We start from the raw sequence: 15,137 nt of genomic DNA, 5'->3' as shown, positions 1-15,137 counted from the left end.
GCGGCTGTATCGCGCGCTGCGCGACGAGTTCGCGTCGGCCGACTGATGCGCGGCGCGGCCGCGTCTTCGTCGATTCGCGCGCGATCGCGCTTGACCCGGCCCTTGGGATCGCCTTTATGCTGGGCGCAACGAATCGACAGCAGAGAGAGGTGACGGATGGGCACGTCCACGCCCCGTTTGAACGCATCGGCCGCCGCCGCGCGGCTCGGCGTATCGATCAAGGCGCTGCGGCTGTACGAGCGGCACGGCCTCGTCACGCCGGAACGCACGCCGGCCGGCTACCGCGCGTATCGTCCCGAAGATCTTGCACGCGCTGCCGACATCGCGGCGCTGCGGGCGCTCGGCCTTGGTCTCGCGCAGGTCGCGAGCGTGCTCGACGGTGACGCGCGCAGCCTGGACGACGCGCTGGCCGCGCACGAAGCGGCGCTCGATCACGGCATCCAGGATCTCGTGCGCAAGGCCGACCGGGTGCGCGCGATCCGCGCCGGTCTTGCGCGCGGGCGGATGCCGGCCGATGGCGAACTGACCCGGCTCGTCGACGACAGCGGCGCCGGCGTGGCATTCAGCCTGCCGTGGCCGTGGGGCGGCGAGTGGTTCGAGTGCCGCGATATCCGGCCGTTGAACTACATCATCGGCTCGCTGGGCAGCGGCAAGACGCGGCTGGCGCTGCGGCTCGCCGATGCGCTGCCCGATGCCGTGTTCGTCGGCCTCGACCGGCTGGAAAACGACGGTGCGGCGGCACGCGACGTGCTGCGCATCGATCCGGCGCTGAAGTCGCGCGTCGAGCGTGCATCGACATTGCTCGCCGACCGAGGCGCGACGCCATCGGCGGCACTGACCGCGCTGCTGGCCAGTCTCGAAGCCGAAGGCCCGCGCGCGCTGGTCGTCGACATGATCGAACAGGATCTCGACCGGCCCACGCAACTGGCCCTGATTGCCCATCTGCGCGAACGCGCCGCCGCCGGCATGCGGCCGCTGTTCCTGCTGACGCGTTCGTCGGCGATCCTCGATCTGACCGCGGTCGGCCCCGACGAAACCATTCTGCTGTGCCCGGCCAATCACAGCCCGCCTTCGCGCGTGGCGCCTTACCCCGGTGCGCCCGGCTACGAAGCCGTGGCCACTTGTCTTGCGTCGCCCGAGATTCGCGAGCGGCTCGCGCGCCGGCCGGAAGTGGCGTGAGCCGCCGTCAGGATTCCAGCCGCCCCATCCTGCGCGCCATCGCCGGGCTGACCGCATGCACCGGATCGAACCCGAAGAATTCGAGCACGTGGCGCGCGACGTCGTCGCGATCGTTGTCCGCGCAGATCATGTGGTAGCTGTTCTCCAGCACGATCCCGCGCGCGTCGGGCATCTTCGCGAGCAGGAAATCGGCCGAGCGCAGGCTCGTCAGTTCGTCCTCGCGCGCATGCAGCACGAGCGTCGGGCACGGCGTGCCCGCTGCGGCGTCGAGTGCCCAGTCACGCATCCGGTCGACCTGGCGCACGCATGCGAGCGGCACCCACGCATAGTGGAAACTGTCCTCGCGCTCGAACTTCTTCTTCACGATCGCGCGGATCGTCGCGTTCTTGATGCCGAACGGATCGCCTTCCTCGACGCGCATCCGTTCCGCCACACCGGGCACGCGGTACAGCACATGCCGCAACGCCCGGTACCACGGCGTCGACCAGCCGTCGATGAACACCGGCGTGGCCAGCAGCGCAAGCCGGCCGCGTGCATGCTGCACGCGATGGCACAGCAGCAGCGCGACCAGCGCACCCATGCACATGCCCGCGACATGCAGCGTGTCGTACTCGCTTTCCAGCGCGCGATACTGCTCGGTTACCGCATCGAGCCACGCCTCCGCGCGCACACCGACCAGATCCTCGGGGCGCGTGCCGTGCCCCGGCAGCGTGATCATGTGCGTCGCGCCGCCCGCGCGACGCATCGCCTTGTGCAGCGAACCGAGATCGTATTGCGTGCCGCCGAGCCCGTGAATCAGCAGGACGCCCGTGCGGCCCGTCATGACGCGTCTCCGCTCATTCGTCCGCCGGCCACACGCGCTCGATCTGCCAGACGCCCGCCACCACCGTCACGTCGACATTCGAATCGAGCAACGGCGCGCCGTGATCGGTGATCGTCTGCGTGCCGCCGTCGCGCTGCACGATACGCAGCGACAGCGACGCGCGATCCTCGCCCGCGATCTCCGCATCCCAGTAGTCGCGCAGCGCATCGCGGTCGCCCGGCTGCACGCGTTCGAGCACGAGCGGCACGCTTGCGATCTGCGAAGCATCAACGCCAACGCCGAACACGCGCTCGACGTCGCCGCTCCACTCGATCCGCCCCGATTCCGGATCGAGCACGTACGCGATCTGGCCGGCGCTCGCGAGCGCGAGCTCCATGTTGTTCTGCAGGACCGCCGCATGCTCGTGCACGCGTTCGCGCGTCGTCTTCAGCGTGCTCACCGTCAGCACCAGCAGCGACGCGACCGCCAGGTAGAGCTGCGCCTCGAGCAGCGCACTGCCGTAGTGCTCGTGAAGCGACGCGAACGGGCCGTCGCCCTGCGCAGTCTGCGCGATCACGATCAGCGCGAGCACCAGCACGGACGACGAGCCCGCGCGGCCGCCGAGCAGCAGCGTCACCGCGACAGTCAGGAACAGCGGGATATACGTGAGCGCGAAGCCGGCGCCCGTGCCGAATTTCTGCGGCGTGTTGCCGTCGAAGATCACGAGCGCGACGATTGCGAGCAGCACGAACGAGACCAGGCCGAGCACGAGGTCGAAGCGCTCGTGGTCGCCCGAGCGGTGCGCGCGAAAGCGCGACCATGACGCGAGTACCGGCGTGACCAGCAGCACGCCGACGAAATCGGACGCGGCCCACACCGACCACACGTCGAAGAACGGCGCACCCTTGACCACCGTGTACCACGCCGCGCCGCCGATCGCGCCGGCCACGCCCGCGATCAAGCCGGCGAGGATCACCGAGCGCAGGAAATACAGCCCTTCGAGCGAGAAGCGCACGCGCTGGACGAGCCACACGGCGAGCGCGGCCGCACCGACCTCGTCGACCGTGAACAGCACCGCGTTGACCAGGTTGCCGTGTTCGATGCCGGCCAGCGCAAGCTGCCCGGCCAGGAATGCGCCGGCCAGCGTCAGCCATTCGCGCATCGGCCGCAGCATGAACGCGCCGACCGTCACGCCGGCCGGCAGCCAGATGTAGCCCGTCAGCCGGACGGGGCCGTTGAACTGGTGCGAGATGTAGCCGGTCGCGAGATACAGCGCCGCCCAGAGCAGCGCGGCGACGAGGCCCGGCCGCGATCGTTTGGTGTCCATCGAGAATCCCTGTGTGCTGCGCCTGCGGTCGGCAGGGGCGCGATGTGCGAATGATATGCGGGCGGGGCGGGCGGTGGAATACCCGCTCGGTGGCATCGGCGGCCACCGCCACGGGCCCGTCATGCGTGATGCATGTGACCGGAAAGGCGCGAAAAAGATCGCGGGCTGCGGGCGACACTGCGTCACGACCGTGCCGGGTGCCGCTCTCGCCGCGCCGCGCCGCGCCGCATCCGCGGCTGCGGTGCACGGGCCCGGGCCGGCGCCCCCGCGGCGTGGTAACCGGGCGCACGGCCCGGGAGCCGCTCTCGCGTGCCCCACGCAGGTAAAGCAGCACGTGGCATTCGCTTTCGCCTGCTGCCCCCTGCATTGACCTCGGGCTTGTCGGCAGGGTTCGCCTTCTCGACGGCCCGCAAAACCTGCGGGCTGGCGTCGCGGGCGGACTGGGCATTACGCCGAAAACGAGGGTGGGTGTGCCGCCGGCGCGGCGACGGCTCGGCGAGCGCGGCAGCCTGCCGCCGTTGCCGTCTGTCGATGTGTACTTCCATGCCGGTGGAGACGAAGTGCCTTCCGCGCGCGTGAGCCTGAAACGCGCCGTGGTCGACACGCTGATCGCCCATCTCGCCGATGCATAAAAGGCATCCGGCCGGCACGCCGGATAATCGGTCACGCATGCGTGCCGGATTCGGCATTGCGCCCTTTGACCGGCGTCCCGCCATCGGCAATGATTCGCTGCGGGGTTCGCCCTTCCCATCGGCCATCCCGAACGAACGAGTCCACACGATGACACACGCAATCCGCCTGCGCCCGGCGTCTGCCGCCGACCTGCCGTTCCTGCTGACGCTCCGCCGGCTCACGATGACGGAGCACCTGCAACGCGTTGGCGCGCCGACCGACGACGCAGCGCACGACCGGCGCATCCGCGCGAACTTCGACGATGCACTGATCGTCTGCGACGGAATCGACGCAATCGGCTTGCTGAAGGTGACACGCACCACCGATGAGTGGCACGTGCATCAGATCCAGATCCTCCCCGCGCGCCAGGGCCAGGGCATCGGCGAAGCCGTGCTGAACGCCTTGCTGACCGATGCGGCACGCGAGCACGTGCCCGTGTCGCTCAGCGTGCTGCACGGCAACCCGGCGCGGCGGCTTTACGAACGGCTGGGTTTCCGCAGCGAGTCGGAAACCGAAACGAGCGCGAGCATGATCTGGCGCGCGTGATGCCGGTCGTTTCGACGCCGCCGCATTACTGCGTGATCTTCGCGTCCTTCAGCAAGTTGCCGATCATCTGCGCACTCGCCTTCTCCACAGCGGCCGCCTGCAGTTGCTGCTGAAGCGCCGGCTTCGCGGTCGCGAAGCCCGGCACCTGCGTCGGCCGCTTCGCATCCAGCTTCACGATCGCCCGCACGCCATCGACCGGGATCGAATCCTTCGTCGCGGCGCCGACCGTCAGTTTCTCGAGCGCCTGCGCGACCGGCAGCGGCAGGCCGGACGTCTTGCCTTCCGTCGCCGGCGTGTTGAAGCTCAACCACGGCAGCTCGCCGCCGGCATCGCGGCTCGGCGCCATGCTGTACTGGCGCGCCAGCCCGTCGAACGACTTGCCCGCCTTCAGTTCGCTCAGCACCGTCGCGGCCGTCATCGGATCCTGGACGATGATCAGGCGCGGCTTGTACTCGTTCTTGCCGAGCGCGGCCACGAGTTCGTCGTAGCGCGCCTTCACCTGCTCGTCGGTCACCGGCTCGGGCTTCACGTTGTCGCGCAGGTAAAGCTGCACCTCGGCATTCGCTTTCGCCTGCTGCACCGCCGCCTTGACCTCCGGCTTGTCTCCGTAGTTCGCCTTCTCCGCGGCCTGCTGAACCAGCACGCGCGTGATCAGCTGATTCTTGATCGCCTGGCGGATCTGCGGCGAGTCGGGTTGTCCGGACGCGCGCAGCAACGTATCGACGTCGGCCGGCGTGATCGGCGTGCCGTTGACCGTCGCAACGGTCGCTGCGGTCGCCGCCGTCTCTGCGTGGACAGGGCCGCTCAACGCGCCGGCCAGCGCAGCGATCAGCAACAGGCGATTCGGTGTCGTTTTCATCTTCATTGTTTTATCACTTCGGCTCAAAAAACGCGGCATGAGGCTGCCGTGCAAATTCGCCGGCGCGGCAATGCGCCGGCGCAACCATTCAGTCGGTTCGGTTCATCGTCATGGGCACGCGCAGTGCCTGCCGGTGCCGCTGTCATTGTGCACGGAACCGGTTTTCCGCGTCGTGTGGTTGGGGGCAGCCGCCCGGCGGGCGGTGAGGCGCGCGTTGCGCACGCCGCTCATTACGAACGCGTCGTGTGGAAACTCTGTGGAAACGCGATGGAAACCCCGTGAAATCGCGACGAATGCCGTCATTGCTTCGCGGGCGCGGCCGCCGGTCGAAGCGGCCGCACGTGCCTCGTCAAGGTCAGGGCGTCCACCGATAAACAGTAATGCTGTTGCCCTTCACGTTGTTCTTCATCACCACGTACTCGCCGTTCGATCGGCGGTATGCGCGAATGCTGTACATCGCATCGATCGCGCTGCTGGTGTCGACGGTCGCGGGGCTCGCGTTGACCAGCGTGGTGTCGAGATTGCCGGTGGTGAGGTTGAACGCGTCGACGTTCGGCCACAGCGGCCCGCTGCTGCTGAACCAGTAGCCGACGAACAGATGGTTGCCCACCGCGTCGATCGATTTCGCGCCGCTGTGCGGCAGCGTGATCACCGGGTCGGGCTTCGTCGTGTTGCCCGCGCTCCAGCCGTGATATACCTCGATGCGCGTGCCGATCGACGTCCAGTCGTTGCTCCCGATGGCGCCCTGCGCGAGCACCATCGTGTCGCTGTCCGCGAGATAGACGATGCGCGTGAGCGGCTGGATGCTGTCGGGCACGCGCGTCGCGACGCCCGGCCCCCACGACGGCTTGCCGCTCGCATCGAAGCCGGTCAGCGGGTAGTGGGTGATCGCGCCGGTCTTGTCGAGGCCGGCCCACACGCCGCCCTTGCTGTCGATACTGAAGCCGCTCGTCACGCGCCGCGTCGTGTTGAACGCGGGGCCCGGGATCGAGCCGTCCGGGATCGCGATATAGCCGTTCGCGGCATTGAAGTGGAAGAAGTAGAAGACCGGCGGGTTCTGGCCCGCCGCGACGAGAATCCGGTTCGCGCCCACCGACGTGAGCAGCCCGAAATGCTCGTCGCGCTGCGTGTCGCTCATGTTGATGCGCGGATCGGCCGGATACGTGAACGGATCGACCGTATTCGCGATGAACTTGCCGCCCGCGCTGCCGCCGTACACATGCGTGCCGCCGTAGAACAGCGCGCCGTCCGTGACCGGATCCGGCGCGGCAATGCCTTCGAAGTTCAGCGACTGCAGCGTCCACCGCAGGCTGCCGGTGCTGCTGTACGCATGAATGTCGGTCGCGCCGTTGCGGCCGAGATCCCAGCTGCCGCCCCACGGATTGTTGAGCACATAGAGATTGCCGCCGGTGTCCTTGCCGATCCCGACGATGCGCGTGAAGCGCTGCGCACCGACCTGCCCCTTGATGCCCGTCGTCGTGTCGAGATAGCCGCCGCGCACGCCGAACGTGCCGGCCAGCGCGGGCCGGCCCGACACCGTATAGCGCTTGATGTTCTGGTCGGGGCCTTCGTCGCCCACCAGCAGCTGGCCGGCCGCCGCATCGAAAGCCAGCGCCGACGGCTGCGATCCGGCCGCCATCCGGATCGTGTTCAGCAGCGCACCAGCGGGGCTGAAGCCGACGATCGAGCCCGCGCTCTTCTGCGCTACCCACACGTTGCCCGCGGCATCTACCGCGAGCGCGCCCGGCCCCGCTACGTTGATGTCACGCTGCCACACGCCGTCGGTGGTGAATACGCGCACGCGATTTCCGTAGAAGTCGCTTGCATAGAGCAGCGAGCCGGCCGTCGCAAGCCCGGTAACGACGTCGATGCGCGGCTGGTTGGTCGCCGCGCTGACCTGGATGACGCGGTCGCGATACTTCGTCGCGCGGTTGTAGCGCCCCACCGCGCCGCTGCCGTATGTCTTGCCGGGCTGCAGCGCGACGAACAGCGAGGTCGCGTTGCCCGTGATCGCGCTGCCCTGGAACTCCGAGTGCGTGCCGATCGAGCCGGCGCTCTTGCCGTTCTGGTAGATCGCGACACCGCCTTCATCTTCGTCCCACATCGACGCCGTATAGATCACGCCTTCGGGCGCGACCCACATCGCGCGCGCGACGTTGCCCACGTGGGCCGCAAGCGTGCCGTACGTGTTCGCCAGCCAGTCGGTGGTGTTGCTTGCGTGAACGGGAGGGGTAATCGCGGCGATCGCCGCGGCGAGAAGCGCAGCCTGAAACCGTTGTCGGGCGACCATGACGGATGCTCTCCTGAATGATGCGCACATTCACATGAAGGGCCGGCCGGATGGCTTGAAAACCGCGATGCGTAAAAACTTCCCCTGAATCATCCGGCGCAGTCGGTATTACGTGCAGCACGCGTTCGATAATGCGCAGCGCGAGAATAGCGTTATATAAATCGAAAAAAATTGCGGATCACGCGTACCGTTGCGCTTTTCACGGGTTCGGCTTCGATGGCAATGCCCGTTGCGCCGCTGCGCGCCGACGGCGAGCGCGACTGCGCGACAGTGAATGGTCACTTACGCGTTGAATCGGGGAACGGGAAAATCAGGCTTGTGCTTGCGGGAATATCGCCGCATGTTCAACGACGACCGATTGAAACGGCGAGCGCCGGTTTCAGGGAATCGGGGAATGCCACCGCATTCAAGGTGAAATCATTGCGCCACACAAAATCGCCGGCCTGAATCCGTATCGAATCCAGGCCGGCGATCATCGATGGCCGCGAGGCGGGCAACGCGCCACTATCGTGGCGCTGCTGCACCGCCGCACATCACGCCGATGCCGACGTCTCCGGCACCTTCACCTGCATGGCGCGTCCGCTGTCCGGATCGTTGTCGTCGCGCGGATCGTCGAGCTGCCCTTCCCACTTGGCGACCACGGCCGCCGCGATCGAGTTGCCGACGGCGTTGGTGGCCGAGCGCCCCATGTCGAGGAACATGTCGACGCCCATGATCAGCAGCAACCCGGCCTCGGGCATGTTGAACTGGTTGAGCGTGGCCGCGATCACGACCAGCGACGCGCGCGGCACCCCCGCCATCCCCTTCGACGTGACCATCAGCATCAGCAGCATCGTGATCTGCGTGCCCAGCGGCAAATGGATGCCGTACACCTGCGCGATGAACAGCACCGCGAACGTGCAGTACATCATCGAGCCGTCGAGGTTGAACGAATAGCCGATCGGCAGCACGAAGCTCGAGATCTTGCGGTTCACGCCGAAGCGGTCGAGCGCGTCGAGCAGCTTCGGATACGCGGCTTCGGAGCTTGCCGTCGCGAACGACAGCAGGAACGGCTCGCGAATCAGCCGGATCAGCGTGAATGCACGTTTGCCGAGGAACGTCACGCCGGCGAGCGTCAGCACGCCCCACAGCAGCGCCAGTGCCAGATAGAAGCTCGCCATGAACTTCGCGAACGTCAGCAGGATGCCGAGCCCCTGGGTGGTAATCGTCGACGCCAGCGCCGCGAACACCGCGACCGGCGCGAACCACATCACCGCGCCCGTCACTTTCAGCATCACCTGCGCGAGATCGTCGATCACGCCGGTCAGGCGCTTGCCCGATTCGCCGAGCGCGGACAGCGCGGTGCCGAAGAAGATCGAGAACACGACGATCTGCAGGATTTCGTTGTTCGCCATCGCTTCGGCGATCGACTTCGGCACCAGGTGGACCACGAAGTCCTTCAGCGTAAACGCGCCCGTCTTCAGGCCGAGGGCCGCATCGGAGGCCGGCAGCGACAGGCTCAGATGGCTGCCCGGTTGCAGGATCGTGGCGGTCAGCAGGCCGAGCAGCAACGACGTGAACGATGCGATGAAAAACCAGCCGAACGCCTTGACACCGACGCGGCCCACCGCGCTGCCGTCGCCCATCTGCGCAATGCCGACGGTCAGCGTCGCGAATACCAGCGGCGCGATGATCATCTTGATCAGGCGCAGGAACACGTCGGACAGCAACGACACGTAGCCGGCGACTTCCTTCGCCATGTTCGGGTCGGGAAACGCGCTATGACAGGCGTAACCCACGACGATACCAAGAATCATCGCGACAACGATGTACTTGGTGATGTTGTGCTTCTTCTTCATTAGTAATCCAAATCACAAAGCGTATGTTGCTAACGGCTGGCACATCTTTCGCGCCCGGCTACGAATCGAAACCCACGTCTCTCTGGGTGCGACAGGTCCGCCGTTGGCGGTCGCCATGGCGGACAGGGGGGGCATTCTAACGCAAATGGCACCCCGGCTTTCAAATCTGTAAGTCGGCCGGGTTGATCTGCGTCCGGATGTCGTCGAAAAGTCGGGTTTTGTCGTGATCCTGCCCGCTTCCCGTGCGGCCGGCGGGGACACCGGGCGCATCGCCGTTCACGCCGGGATCGCCATGGCTCACGCGCCGGCGGCAGGCAGCTGCAGCGCCGGACCTCCCCGCGCTCCCCGTCGGCGCCACATGGCGTGACGACACCGCAAACGATCGCGACACATTCTCACAAAGATGCGCAGACCTTGACACTACGGTACGTAATGCGTCTGTAATATTTGGAAGCGATTCGCGTTGCCGCCATGCTCGGGCGTCGACGCGCAATCACGCACCGGCAACGCGGAACCGGGTGCGAATCATTGCTTTCACGGGTTCACGCATTCATTTTCTCAGCAGTCCTTTCAAATGAATGATCGAGAAAAGGCGGCATCGTCATGAACATTCTGTATACCAACTTCCATGGCGACTACGGCGGCGGCCAGGACACCTACGTCCGCGATCTCGCCGCCGCGATGAGCCGGCATCATCGCGTGACCGTCGCGTCGCCGGAAGGCAGCCGCCTGTCGCGACTGTTGAGCGACAGTCCCGACGTGGCCATCTTCGACATGGAATTCAAGCCGCGCTGGAACCGGCTGTGCCAGGAAATCGTCCGGCTGCGCCAGCGGATCGTCGCCGAGCGCTTCGACGTGATCCACGTCAACGGGTCCGCCGATCACCGGCAGGTGATGCTCGCGACGCTCGGCTGCCGGTATCGGCCCGCCGTCGTGCTCACCAAGCACAACACCTATCGCGCCGACAGCTTCGGCAACGTGCTGCGCGCCCGGCTGGCAACCGATCACACCATCGCGGTCAGCGACTACGTGGCGGGCATGCTCGCGCTCCGGTCGCCGTATGGAAACGTCACCGTGGTCAAGCATGGCGTGCGCCGGCAGGCCGCGGAACGCCTGGCCGTCGACGAAATTCGCCGCCGCAAGATCGCGCTGTTCGGGCCGTCCGGCGCGGACGCGATCGTGCTCGGCAGCAGCGCCGGCACCGCGCCGGAAAAAGGCTGGATGGACCTGATCGCCGCGCTGGGCCGCCTGCCCGAACACGAGCGCGAGCGGTTTCGCGTGCTGCTGGTCGGCGCGGAGCCGTCCGATGAGCAACGCGAGCAGATCGCGCGGCACCGCATGGCAACGCGTACCGTTTTCACCGGCCGCCTCGACGACGTGCGGACACCGTTCTCGATCATCGACGTGTCGTTCGTGCTGTCGTACCACGAGAGCCTGTCGTATGCGTGCCGCGAAGCGATGTCGCTCGGCTGCCCCGCAATCGTGACGCGCGTGGGCGGGCTGCCCGAGAACGTCGAGCCGGGCGTGGACGGCTGGGTCGTCCCGCCGCGCGAGCCCGAAGCGATCGAGGAAATCCTGCGCGCGATCGTGCGCGAGCCCGGGTGCGTGCGCGCGATGGGACGCAGCGCGCGGCTGAAGGGCAAGCGCGAGTTCTCGTTCGAACGATTCGTCGATGCGACGTCGTCCGTTTATCAGAAATCGATTCGACACAACCCCTATCGTTGGGTGACATCCTTGAGGTCCGTTTAATGGCAATGAACATCTGGAAGAAGTATTGGGACCTGCGCACACAGGAGTGCCCGTGTGACGTGCACTTCGTCGAATGGCTGGAAACCGCGCGCCTCAACGGCATCCGCATCTATCACTTCGGCACCGGCGGCCACCATCATGTCGGCATGGAATGCGCGCGGCCGCACCTGAACAACACCGTCTTCGGCGTGACCGCATCGCCGAAGGAATACAAGTCGTACGTCGATCTCGTCACGCGGCAGCCGGAGGTGAGCAAGACCTACCTGGCCTATTTCGGCGACATCTATACGAGCAATTCGGAACTGCTGCCGGCGTTCGACGTCGTCACGCTGTTCCATCTGTGCGAATTCCGCGACGAGACGAACAGTCGCTACGGCGCGAAGACCGACGCCGAAGTGCTCGACCTGTTCGCACGCCATACCGCGCGCGACGGCCACCTGCTGTTCTACAAGGGTTCGTCGGCCTACCGGAAGGCCGAGCCGATCATCGAACAATGGGCGGCGAATGCCGATTTCGTCGAAATCGGCGACTTCAAGACCCTGCGGATTTTCCGCAAGGCCGCGTAACGCCCCGTTCTCGCGCCCCGCTCATGCTGCTGTCCGCCACGCGCCACCCGATCCTGATGTATCACCAGATCCGCACGCTGCCGCCGCCGCCCGACCGGCTGCGCGGCCTGAGCGTCGCGCCCGACGCATTCCGCCGCCAGATGACGCTCTTCAAGCGGCTCGGCTACCGCGGCCTGAGCGTGCGCGAACTGCAGCCGTACCTGCGCGGCGAGCGCCGCGGGAAGGTCTTCGGCATTTCATTCGACGACGGCTTTCTCAACGTGCTGACGCATGCGATGCCCGTGCTGGACGAGCTCGGCTTCACCGCGACCTGCTACTTCGTCGCCGGCCGGTTCGGCGGCGAGAACGACTGGGATGCGGGGGCCGATACCGCACGCTCGCCGCTCATGACGTGCGCGGACATGCTCGCATGGCGCGACCACGGCCATGAAATCGGCTCGCATACGCTCGATCACGTCGCGCTGTCGTACGCGCCGGCACACGTGTCGGAGGTTCAAGTCACCGAATCGAAGCGGCGGCTCGAAGCGTTGAGCGGCCGGCCCGTCGAATCGTTCTGCTACCCGTACGGCGATCTGGACCCGCGCGTCCGCGATCAGGTCGCCGCCGCCGGCTACCGCAACGCGACGACAACCCGGCGCGGCTGCGCCGATGCGTCCGACGATCCGTTCCTGTTGCCGCGAATTCCGGTGGCGGGCGGTGTCGGTGCGGTGCGGCTGTGGTTCAAGTGTGCAAAGGCGCGAGTTCAGAGGCGCAGGTAATTCACGCGGCATCGGCCGTCGCCACGGCTATTCCGGCTGCCCGCGGCAGAATGCGAGCAGGCCGGCCAGCGCGATTCCCATGAACAGGATCCATGCCGGCGCGAGCACCGTCCAGCCTGCGGCGATGCTGCCGATGAAATTGCCGAGCATCCCGCCGATCGCCCACGAAATCGCCGACGCACCGAAGTAGCTACCGGCATTGCCATCCGTCGTCAGGTCGGCGAGCGCAATATTCGACGCGGGAAGAATCAGGCTTTCGCCAAACGTGAAGACGATCACGATCAGGATCACCAGCGACGCATCCACGCCCCGATCGCGGGCGAACAGCAGTGCCGCCATCGCAAAACAGCCGCACAATGCGGCATGCCCGATCACCATCATCGAGCGCCAGTTCGTGCGCTGAAACCAGCCCATGCCGAGCCAGGCGGTGGCGATTCCGATCAACGCATTCGTGATGTAGAACGGTCTCACGCCGTTATAGCCGCGTGCGCCATGCGAAAAGGTCAACGGGATGAATACGTAAATCTGCGTGTACACGGTCCAGAACGGGACAAGCGCCCAGCAAAGCCGGCGAAACCGCCTGTCGCCAAACGCGACCAGCACACCGCGCAGCGGGTGCAACGCGACTGTGTTGCGCCTTCTTCGCCCCGCGATCCACGGGGCAATCAGTGCAAGCGCCGTGAAGACCGCGCCGCTCACCAGAAACGGCAGTGCCCCGTTCGTGTTCGGCACGACGATCAGCAGCGCCGGACCGATCAACGCGCCGAGATTGAGCGCCAGATTGTTCAGCGCGAATACCTTGGGACGCACGGGGCCATCGAGCGAGCCGAAGATCGAATACGCGGTCGTTTCGTAAAGCGCGGCACCGAGCCCGGACAGGCATGCCCACATCAACAGGCCCGGAAGCGACTGCGCAAACGCGAATCCGGCGAATCCCGCCGCACGACAAAGCAGGCCGAGCGTGGTCAGCACGCGGCTGCTGAAGCGATCCGTCGACGCACCCAGCACCAGCGGCAGCAGCCGGCTCGCCAGCAGATTCACCGTCAGCACGCTGGCGACGCTGCTCGCGTCCAGATGGCGCTCCAAGTCCAGGAACGCAGCAAGCAGCGGCAGCGACCCGAACACCGACAGATTCACCAGGAACTGGAAGATCAGCAGGATCCGCGTCGACGTCGGTACGCCTTCCGCGATGCCGGTGAGCCATGCGGCCGGGTTGTTGCGTTTCCGGCGAAACGGGTCGACTCTGGCGCCGGACACCCGGCGATCGCAATCATCCATCATGTTCTCCGCTGACGTTCGATGCCGGCCAGACGGTGCATGAAAAAAGCCCCGTCCGTTTCCGGCGGGGCTTGGGGTGGGTTCGACACACTGACCTACGACGCGCAACCTCCTCCCGGCCCGCCATTGGCGGTCGTGGTGGTAGTCGTGGTCGTGACGAAGAGTGCGTTCATGTGACGAATCTAGACAACCTGCTGTCGGGCGTCAATACGTCGACCGTCGACTGTGTGGCCCGTCAAACAGGAAGTTCGTCGACACCACGGAAAGCGCATCGGTCTTCCTGATATCGCGCGACCGCCGGACCGTACGACCATCCACGCGATGCAACGCGCTCACCGCTGAAAAGCCCTGCGCATCTGCGCTCCAGCCACGTCGAACACCTGGCGCGCTGCCGCCGTCACGCCGACCATATGGATGCACGCATGGATCATCCCCGGCAACACGACGCAATCGACCGGCACGCCGGCCTCCCGCAAGCGCTCCGCATACGCGTGCGCATCGTCGCGCACCGGATCGTACTCGCACGCCAGCAACGTGGCCGGCGGCACGCCCTCGAGCGAAGCCGCCCTCAGCGGCGACACGCAGGGCGAGCTGCCGTCGGCCGGATCGGTCAGGTACAGGTCGAAGCAATACCGCATGATGTCTTGCGTCAGGTAGTAGCCCTGCCCCCAAAGTCCGATAGGACGTCGCACTCATCGACGCATCCAGCGGCGGGTACAGCAACAGCTGATGCGCGATCGGCGGGCCGCCCCGCTCCCGTGCGACCAGACAGGCCGCCGCCGCGAGGTTTCCTCCCGCACTGTCGCCGCCGACGGCAATGCGCGCCGGGTCCAGCCCCAGCCTGGCCGCCTCGCCGAATACCCAGTCCAGCGCATCGCAGAAATCTTCCAACGGCACCGGAAACCGGTGCTCAGGCGCCAGCCGGTAATCGACCGACAGCACGACGCATTGCGTCGCGTTGGCCAGCGCGCGACAAGGATTGTCGTAAACCTCGAGCGTGCCGAGGCACCACCCGCCGCCGTGTGCATAAACGATCGCCGGCTGGCGTGCCGCGCTCTGCGAAATGACCAGTGGCCAATAGCCCCGCACGCGAATCTGCCGCCCGTCGCGCGTCGGCACCGCGAAGGTCTCCATACGGTCGACCGCTTCCAGCGGTCCATGCCAGCCCTGCAGTGCCGTATCGGTCGCCCGCCGCAACGCGTCCAGCGACGAAGGCGGCTCGACCAGGGCCAATTGCTCCAGCAGCGCGGCAATGTTGGTGTCGATCGGCATG

General features: G+C 66.4%; 14 protein-coding genes. 6 read left to right on the top strand and 8 right to left on the bottom strand.

The annotated features are described in order from the left end of the window. The first annotated feature begins 156 nt into the window (after positions 1–156). On the top strand, positions 157–1,179 hold the full coding sequence (locus tag B7G54_RS06025; RefSeq protein WP_085038243.1) for a MerR family transcriptional regulator: 1,023 nt from the start codon (positions 157–159) through the stop codon (positions 1,177–1,179). A gap of 7 nt (positions 1,180–1,186) precedes the next feature. On the opposite strand, the gene B7G54_RS06020 is transcribed toward B7G54_RS06025, so the two are convergent. Next, complete coding sequence (locus tag B7G54_RS06020; protein WP_085038242.1) at positions 1,187–2,002, bottom strand: alpha/beta hydrolase; 816 nt, start codon at positions 2,000–2,002, stop codon at positions 1,187–1,189. A 13-nt stretch (positions 2,003–2,015) separates the two neighbouring features. Then, positions 2,016–3,308, bottom strand: a complete 1,293-nt coding sequence (locus B7G54_RS06015; protein ID WP_085038241.1) for an MASE1 domain-containing protein — start codon at positions 3,306–3,308, stop codon at positions 2,016–2,018. Between the two features lie 464 nt (positions 3,309–3,772). Between B7G54_RS06015 and B7G54_RS38945 the strand changes: the two genes are divergently transcribed. Together B7G54_RS38945 and B7G54_RS06010 are read left to right on the top strand one after the other, a co-directional pair. Further along, positions 3,773–3,940, top strand: coding sequence for a hypothetical protein (locus B7G54_RS38945; protein WP_165765547.1), 168 nt, complete (start codon positions 3,773–3,775; stop codon positions 3,938–3,940). Positions 3,941–4,088: 148 nt separating this feature from the next. Further along, positions 4,089–4,526 carry a GNAT family N-acetyltransferase gene (locus B7G54_RS06010; protein ID WP_085038240.1) on the top strand — a complete coding sequence of 146 codons (438 nt, stop codon included), beginning with the start codon at positions 4,089–4,091 and terminating at the stop codon, positions 4,524–4,526. Between the two features lie 25 nt (positions 4,527–4,551). On the opposite strand, the gene B7G54_RS06005 is transcribed toward B7G54_RS06010, so the two are convergent. The 4 genes from B7G54_RS06005 to B7G54_RS05995 all read right to left on the bottom strand — a co-directional run bounded on the left by B7G54_RS06005 (position 4,552) and on the right by B7G54_RS05995 (position 9,513). Continuing rightward, positions 4,552–5,391, bottom strand: a complete 840-nt coding sequence (locus tag B7G54_RS06005; protein WP_085038239.1) for a peptidylprolyl isomerase — start codon at positions 5,389–5,391, stop codon at positions 4,552–4,554. A 349-nt stretch (positions 5,392–5,740) separates the two neighbouring features. Next, entirely contained in the window at positions 5,741–7,675 is a 1,935-nt protein-coding gene (locus tag B7G54_RS06000; protein ID WP_085038238.1) for an SMP-30/gluconolactonase/LRE family protein, read from the bottom strand. A gap of 344 nt (positions 7,676–8,019) precedes the next feature. Next, positions 8,020–8,151 (bottom strand): hypothetical protein, encoded by a 132-nt coding sequence (locus B7G54_RS39965; protein WP_279628047.1) that lies wholly within the window; start codon positions 8,149–8,151, stop codon positions 8,020–8,022. A gap of 57 nt (positions 8,152–8,208) precedes the next feature. Continuing rightward, positions 8,209–9,513, bottom strand: coding sequence for a dicarboxylate/amino acid:cation symporter (locus B7G54_RS05995; RefSeq protein WP_085038237.1), 1,305 nt, complete (start codon positions 9,511–9,513; stop codon positions 8,209–8,211). A 603-nt stretch (positions 9,514–10,116) separates the two neighbouring features. Here B7G54_RS05995 and B7G54_RS05990 point away from each other — a divergent pair. Genes B7G54_RS05990 through B7G54_RS05980 form a run of 3 tightly spaced genes read left to right on the top strand, consistent with a single transcriptional unit; the run spans position 10,117 to position 12,586 of the window. Next, the gene (locus B7G54_RS05990) at positions 10,117–11,262 is read left to right on the top strand and encodes a glycosyltransferase (RefSeq protein WP_085038236.1); all 1,146 of its coding nucleotides are present in this window, start codon (positions 10,117–10,119) and stop codon (positions 11,260–11,262) included. After that, the gene (locus tag B7G54_RS05985; protein ID WP_244289259.1) at positions 11,262–11,828 is read left to right on the top strand and encodes a hypothetical protein; all 567 of its coding nucleotides are present in this window, start codon (positions 11,262–11,264) and stop codon (positions 11,826–11,828) included. The genes B7G54_RS05990 and B7G54_RS05985 overlap by 1 nt, the downstream gene beginning before the upstream one ends. Positions 11,829–11,851: 23 nt before the next feature. Beyond that, entirely contained in the window at positions 11,852–12,586 is a 735-nt protein-coding gene (locus B7G54_RS05980) for a polysaccharide deacetylase family protein (RefSeq protein ID WP_085038235.1), read from the top strand. A 27-nt stretch (positions 12,587–12,613) separates the two neighbouring features. Here B7G54_RS05980 and B7G54_RS05975 read toward each other — a convergent pair whose 3' ends face one another. After that, on the bottom strand, positions 12,614–13,843 hold the full coding sequence (locus tag B7G54_RS05975; protein WP_165765546.1) for an MFS transporter: 1,230 nt from the start codon (positions 13,841–13,843) through the stop codon (positions 12,614–12,616). Between the two features lie 225 nt (positions 13,844–14,068). After that, positions 14,069–15,136 carry an alpha/beta hydrolase gene (locus tag B7G54_RS40205; RefSeq protein WP_425266454.1) on the bottom strand — a complete coding sequence of 356 codons (1,068 nt, stop codon included), beginning with the start codon at positions 15,134–15,136 and terminating at the stop codon, positions 14,069–14,071. Position 15,137: the final 1 nt, after the last annotated feature.

The sequence above is a fragment of the Burkholderia puraquae genome (genome assembly GCF_002099195.1).
Classification (GTDB): domain Bacteria; phylum Pseudomonadota; class Gammaproteobacteria; order Burkholderiales; family Burkholderiaceae; genus Burkholderia; species Burkholderia puraquae.
This window is presented reverse-complemented; position numbering and strand designations above follow the sequence as displayed.